The organism is Mesorhizobium sp. M7A.F.Ca.US.005.03.2.1 (assembly GCF_003997795.1).
Lineage (GTDB): Bacteria > Pseudomonadota > Alphaproteobacteria > Rhizobiales > Rhizobiaceae > Mesorhizobium > Mesorhizobium ciceri.
The window spans coordinates 1-6,497 of sequence record NZ_RZRP01000323.1 but is presented as its reverse complement, the minus strand read 5'-3'; the positions used below and the strand labels follow the sequence as shown (position 1 = coordinate 6,497).

The window sequence follows — 6,497 nt, the reverse complement described above, 5'->3', positions numbered from 1 at the left end:
ATCCGCCGCGCGACCGGCGGCGTTGAGCGAGAGCCGAACGGCACCTGGCTCATCGCGCCGGACCATCTCGATCGCGTCGCGAATTATGAGGGCCAGCGGGCCAGGGCCGAGCCTGTCGTTGCCGACAAGCTCTCCTCAATGGCGCTGGAGCGACAGGTCAGCTTCAACGGCGCCACCTGGCTCGACCGGGAGCTGGTTGCCGATAGACCCGAGCCTTTGCACGGATCCGGCTTCGGCCGCGACGTGAGAGAGGCGCAAGCTCGCCGGCGGCAGTGGCTGATCGCGCAAGGCCTCGCGCATAAAGAACAGGATGGGATCGTCTATCGAGCCAACATGCTTTCGATCCTGCGCCAGCGAGAACTGAACCGTGTTGCTGGCCAACTGTCGGAGGAACTTGGCCTGCCCTATGCCGAAGCGCGATTCGGAGGACGAGTAGAGGGTACGCTCCGCCGCTCCGTCGAGCTTGCCAGCGGAAAATATGCCGTCGTTGAAAAGTCGCGCGAGTTCACGCTGGTGCCATGGCGGCCGGTGCTTGAGCGCCATGTGGGCAAGGAGGTCTCCGGTGTCGTGAGTGGGGAGGGGATTTCATGGACCGTCGGCCGGCAAAGGAGCGGACCTGGTGTTTCGTGAGATGGTGTACAGCTTTTTAGCCAGCGGCGCGGGCAGCCATGCGAGCCCGCGTAGACCTTATGGCCGCACGCCCGCAATCGGTCGCATGGACCTGCCAGGCGGGGCGGCTTTGGAGCGTTCGGACCCGACACGCTGCGTGAGTGGCCAGACTTCGAGCGCTCGAAGATGCGGACTGTTGTCTGCTGGCCGGCGTTATTCCGGCTGGCCTATGACCGCGGCGCAACAGTTCACCGCTGAAGTTGCCACGGGCGAACATCGACAAGAGAAAAAACACCATTGCGCGTTACAAATCGCCGTTGAAAGCGTTTAGGTTGCATGCGCTTCGCCAAGTAAACGGATACCCCAGAAGAGAGCCATGACCACGGCCCGCCATATCGTGACGCTGCTTAAAAGCCACATTGCCGGCGACGAGGATCGTTTCCTCTCTATCGCGATGCAGCTTGCTGCGCATGAGGCACGTCAAGGCCATGGCAAGCTTGCTCAGGAGCTCAAGGATCTGGTCGACGCAGCCAAGAGCAGGGACGCCCGGATTGCCAAGAGCAGTCGGCCGGTTCCCCTTTTTCAGCCAAAGGGCGAACTCGCAGGCCTCCTGCATGTGCGCTATCCGGACCTGCGACTGACGGACATGATTTTGCCGGACAGTCTGCGCTCGCGCCTGCACCGCGTGCTGGGAGAGCAGCGCCAACAAGCAAGCTTGCGCGAGCACGGGCTTGTTCCCCGTCGCAAACTGCTTCTGGTCGGCCCGCCAGGATCAGGCAAGACGATGACCGCATCGGCATTGGCCGGGGAGCTTCATCTGCCCCTTTTCATGATCGTCCTCGATGGTTTGATCACCAAGTTCATGGGAGAGACTGCCGGAAAGCTGCGGCTTGTTTTTGATGCAATGCAGGCGACGCGGGGCGTCTACTTCTTTGACGAATTCGATGCCATCGGCGCGCGTCGAGGCGAACGCCAGGATGTTGGCGAGATTCGGCGCGTGCTGAATTCGTTTCTGCAGTTTCTCGAGCAAGACGACAGCCACAGCCTGATTATTGCGGCAACAAATCATCCCGAGCTGCTCGACAGAGCTTTGTTCCGCCGTTTCGACGATGTCATCGAATACGCCGTGCCCGATCGGCCGATTATCGAGGCGCTGCTTCGGGCTCGACTCGACCGCTTCGACACCAGAGGGCTTGCCTGGAACGAGGCGATCTCTCAGGCAGAGAGACTGTCGCAGGCCGAGATCACCCGCGCGGCCGACGACGCTGCAAAAACCATCATATTGCGGGGGGGGAAGCGGATCACCTCGGAAGCGCTCATCGACGCTCTGAAGGAACGCCGGCAGGCTTCGCTGTCTGAGTAGCGACAGCACAGATCATAATGGCAGACGATTTTCCGCGCGACCGCGCCCATATCCACCTTCGCAACAACGGCATTCGGGAAGCCTATCGGCGGCCCAACCAACTTATACATGCACCGCCGCTGCCGGCGCGTGATCGGGCGTCGCATGCTGCGGCCTTGACGCAATCCATCGAACAAGCGGTCGAAAGTGCACGCCAGCAGATTGCGGCGCGTGACCCCCAGCTGTCGGTCGGCACGCCTGGCTTTTACCTCGAGATCGATCTGCCCATGTCCGGACGGGCGGCCCTCGACCAGTTGGCCGATCGTCGCCAGCACATGGAGCTGGTCGCCGTCCATGAGCCAACTCAACCCGGTGCTCCCATCACAGCGTCGGTGTTCCTGCCGCAAAGCGCGCAAGCCTATTATTTGCGGAAAGTCGAGGCGTATCGAGACGTTGACACTGACCGCGGCAGACCGCGCAACGAGCCGCTCGTCTCCCGCATGGAGACAGTCAGGCTGGCGACTGCACGATCGTTGTTTACCGACCACGACGACCTCTTCCCCCAGGCCGCTGACGAGCAGGTGTGGTGGGAAGTCTGGCTGCGCGACGGTCGCCGCGAGAACTTCGAGCACATTGCCGAAGCCCTGAACATCACTTTGCGCACGCATGCGGTCAGGTTTCCGGAGCGGGTGGTCATGCTGGCACTCGCCAGCACGGCAATGCTCGACCGCATGATTGCGCACAGCGATGTCGTCGCCGAGCTGCGGCGCGCGAAGGATACGCCGTCCTTCTTCATGGGCCTTGGCGGCGCGGAGCAAAGGGACTGGAGCGACGAGCTTCTCGGGCGCGTCAGACCGCCTCAATCCGATATTGCGGTCTGCATTCTCGACAGCGGCGTACGTCGCACCCACCCGTTGATCGAACCCGCACTTGCCGTTGAAGACTGGCACACCGTCAAACCGGCATGGGGCAGCGACGACACACCTGCGTGGAGCGGCCACGGGACGCGAATGGCAGGTGTCGGCCTGTACGGTGATCTGGTCCCGCTCCTGGTCGGAGGCGATCCAGTTCCATTGCCCTTTCGGCTGGAGAGTGTCCGTATCCTTCCGCCAGAAGACGAGGCAAACGATCCAGAACTCTATGGCTCGATCACCGCGGAAGCGATCGCCCGCGCCGAGGTGCAGGCGCCGGAGCGCCGCCGCGCGATCGCAATGGCTGTGACAAGCGCCAGTCCGGCGCGTGGAAGGCCCACATCGTGGTCTGCCGCTATCGACCAACTCTGTTTCGAAGAGGAGCAGCGACGCTTGATCGTTCTCTCTGCCGGCAACATCGGCGATGACCTCATGCCGGCCGAGCATTTGACGCGCAACGATCTGGAAGCAGTCGATGATCCTTCTCAGGCCTGGAATGCGCTGACGGTCGGCGCTTTCACAGAAAAGGTCGATATCATTGACACCGACTTTGCGGGCTACGCTCCGATCGCGCCGGTCGGCGAGCTCTCGCCGCGCAGTCGCACTTCGGTCGTTTGGGACAGGCAGTGGCCGGTGAAGCCCGAGGTCGTCTTCGAAGGCGGCAATCTCGCCCATGACGGTGTGTTGCCTGGCGAGCCGATCGACGATCTGCAGATATTGACCACTTTCTATCGACCCGAACTGCGCCACTTCACCACCCTCGGAGATACGAGCGCGGCAACGGCCCATGCCGCACGGATGGCGGGACTAATTCTATCAGCGCGCCCCGAGCTGTGGCCTGAAACGGTTCGCGCCCTGATCGTCCACTCGGCCGAATGGACTCCGGCGATGCGCGCACGCATCGATGCGTGCAACGGAGCGAAGGGCGAGATCCAGGCGCTCGTGCGGCGCTATGGTTACGGCGTGCCAGATCTTGGGCGCGCGCTTCTGTCAACGGTGAACGACCTCACGCTTATCGTTGAAGATGAGCTTCAGCCTTTCCAGCGCGAGGGCGGCGCGGCTGCCAAAACGCGTGACATGAAGCTGCATCGCCTGCCTTGGCCGAAGGAGCAGCTCGCGGCGCTCGGCGCTGCCCAGGTCGAGCTCCGCGTCACGCTGTCCTATTTCATCGAACCCAACCCCGGTGAACGCGGATGGACCCGCCGGCATCGTTACGCGTCCCATGGTCTTCGGTTCAGAGTAAAGTCAGCGACCGAGACAGTCGACGAATTCCGAGCCCGCATCAATCAGGCCGCTCGGGACGAGGAGGAAGGGGCGCCTGCTGGAGGCGGAGAAGAGTGGCTGCTCGGCACCTTCCGCGATCGCGGCTCGTTGCACGCCGATTTCTGGTCGGGCAGCGCCGCCGATCTCGCCGAGCGTGATGCGATCGGCGTGTTCCCGGTCGGGGGCTGGTGGAAGGAGAAGCCTTACCTGGAACGCGTCGACGCTCTGGCTCGGTACGCCCTGATTGTGACGATGCGGGCGCCTGGGGTCGATGTTGACATCTTCACACCCGTCGAAGCAGCCCTGACTGTCGAGACGTCGGTCGAGACCTGATGCAGCACTGTCCAAATCGGCCAACAACGGAGGTTTGACCAGCCTCTGGTGCCATGGCGGCTGGTGCTGGATCATCACGTCGGCAACAGGGATCATGCGCGGAGGACGATAGGCCGGCAAAGGAGCGGGCCAAGCGTGTGATAATGGCGCCCATGGTCACGCCCACAAGCCGCGCCCCCTGCGTCTACGGAGAGGTGCGCGTCTGTTTAGGCGGCCGAGACATCGCTTACCTGATCAACGCGCTCGCCGTATTTGCGCCTGTAAGCGGCAATGAAATCGTCGTCGCTACAGATGCAGCGGCCGCTGGAGTCCTTGGCCTTCGGATCGTGCAAGTGAGAGCCAAGGGGGCGCAGAAGATTCACCCGAGTGCTCGTCGTCGGGCTCATGGGAAACCCCGCACTATGTTTGACCAAATCCGCGGCAAGCATAATCCCGGCAAGCACCGACTGAAAGGCCATCGGAACCACAGTTCGAACGCGGCGACTTCCTTCGCTAAGCTGGAACACCAGACCGCCGCAGATAGCCTGCTGATAAAAGGAGCGCAGGGGCTGGCCGACAAACGGGGCTAGCGGTTCAAACGGCACAGCCATCGCTGTAGCCACGCGAACTACAAAGTCGTTGGGAACTCCGGCATTGGTCTGCAGGAGCGTTTTCACCTGCTCGTGTGCTTCCGGTATTCCGAGTTCCTCGGCAATCAGCTGGTGCTCGTCCTTGGATTTTCCGGATGGCAGGTACATGCAACAAAGGCAAGCCTGGCCGTCATCGAAACCATGCCGGGAGATACCGAGATCGTGCTCCTGCGTCCAAGCGTTTGCGATCCATCGCGGCAGTGCACCTTGGACAGCCAGACGGTCGGCGGCGGTGTCAAGCGCCACACCCACTTGGTCGAAGACCCAATTGCCCCGGCGCGCAACATATTCTGCCCACGTCAGAGGGTGCGCCTCGACCTCAAGGGCAGTCGATCTAAGGGCGGTGGCTGCAAGAACCGCTTTGGACATACCAATCTCCGCCTGGCCAGCCAATGCGTAGCGCTGCAGGTTTGAGAGTTCGATCGCTTCGTGATCGATTACATGCAGACGACCTTTGAGATCGGGTTGTCTCGCTAGCGCCCAAAGCGAGCCATGGCCTATCGCACCGAGCCCAACGAGGTGGGTTTCGCCAAGGTCGACTGGGAAGTCGATCGGGCCAGGCTCTCCGGCTTTGGTCTTGTCGTAGCTGCATAGCGAGAGGTCGATGGTTTCGTCCAACTCGGCGCCGGTCAACTGGGCAGCGAAGATAGTTCGAAAGACGTTGGCGGCGCCGAAGCAACTGGCGGCGCCAGCTCCATAAGGCAGCAGACTTGGGCCAGAGCCCACCGGGTCCGTACGCGACAGCTTTGCCGCCCAACCGTCCGATCCCACGAAAAAGATCGGGCACCGGAGTGATGGGCGCGTTACCCCTGCAACGACGCAGACGGTGGCAGACTTGCCGGAACGCCGGATGCCGACTTTTGGATTGATCGACTTTGCCAAGCGCTCCAGCGCTTGGGCTTGAGAGCTCGCCGCGCTGTCCAGCGGGAGTATCGCCAGAACCGGGTAGAGCCTAGCGAGCAATCTCACCGCAAGATCTAGTGTCGCCTGGCCTTCGGCGCAGGAAGCGGCCTGATGGTCGAAGGCGACTGCCACGACCTGCTTTTCAAGAGCTGCTTTGAAGTCTCCCAGATGAAAATCGGCCAGGACCTGAGATGCCGCCGTGGCGGCGCGATCGATGAAGTTAGCGAATGCCATTGTTCAACTCGATATCATGATCATTCGCGACAGTGCCGCGGGAGGGAGCGCATTCCATTTGGCCTTTTCGTCAAGCCGATAGGCGGCGACCCGAGCAAAATCGAAAGGCTCGCGGGCGAAATTCGGCACTACCAGCGACAGACACCCAACCGTGGTAGCAACCGCATAAGCGTCGTCCGTCGTCGAATGGTAGGCGCGGCCCGGATGGCTGTGAATCTGGGCCAAGAGTTTCAGGCCGCTTTTGTAGAGCCAGACATTGAGCCGGTGCAGTTC

At 61.9% G+C, this 6,497-nt stretch carries 4 protein-coding genes and 1 pseudogene; 3 read left to right on the top strand and 2 right to left on the bottom strand.

Going from position 1 to position 6,497, the window contains the following annotated elements; genetic code table 11:
• The 3 genes from EN991_RS18670 to EN991_RS18660 form a co-directional block, all read left to right on the top strand.
• A partial coding sequence (locus tag EN991_RS18670; RefSeq protein WP_127369280.1) for a DUF3363 domain-containing protein occupies positions 1-630 on the top strand: 630 nt, incomplete at its 5' end.
• 355 nt (positions 631-985) lie between these two features.
• A complete protein-coding gene (locus tag EN991_RS18665) occupies positions 986-1,972 on the top strand; it encodes an ATP-binding protein (RefSeq protein WP_024505649.1) in 987 nt (328 codons plus the stop codon).
• Positions 1,973-1,989: 17 nt separating this feature from the next.
• A complete protein-coding gene (locus EN991_RS18660; protein WP_063169237.1) occupies positions 1,990-4,458 on the top strand; it encodes a S8 family peptidase in 2,469 nt (822 codons plus the stop codon).
• A gap of 206 nt (positions 4,459-4,664) precedes the next feature.
• On the opposite strand, the gene EN991_RS18655 is transcribed toward EN991_RS18660, so the two are convergent.
• Both EN991_RS18655 and EN991_RS18650 read right to left on the bottom strand, forming a co-directional pair.
• Positions 4,665-6,224, bottom strand: a complete 1,560-nt coding sequence (locus tag EN991_RS18655; RefSeq protein WP_024505651.1) for an E2 ligase fold family C protein — start codon at positions 6,222-6,224, stop codon at positions 4,665-4,667.
• A gap of 3 nt (positions 6,225-6,227) precedes the next feature.
• Positions 6,228-6,497 (bottom strand): annotated as a pseudogene (locus tag EN991_RS18650) (Mov34/MPN/PAD-1 family protein); the annotation flags it as partial.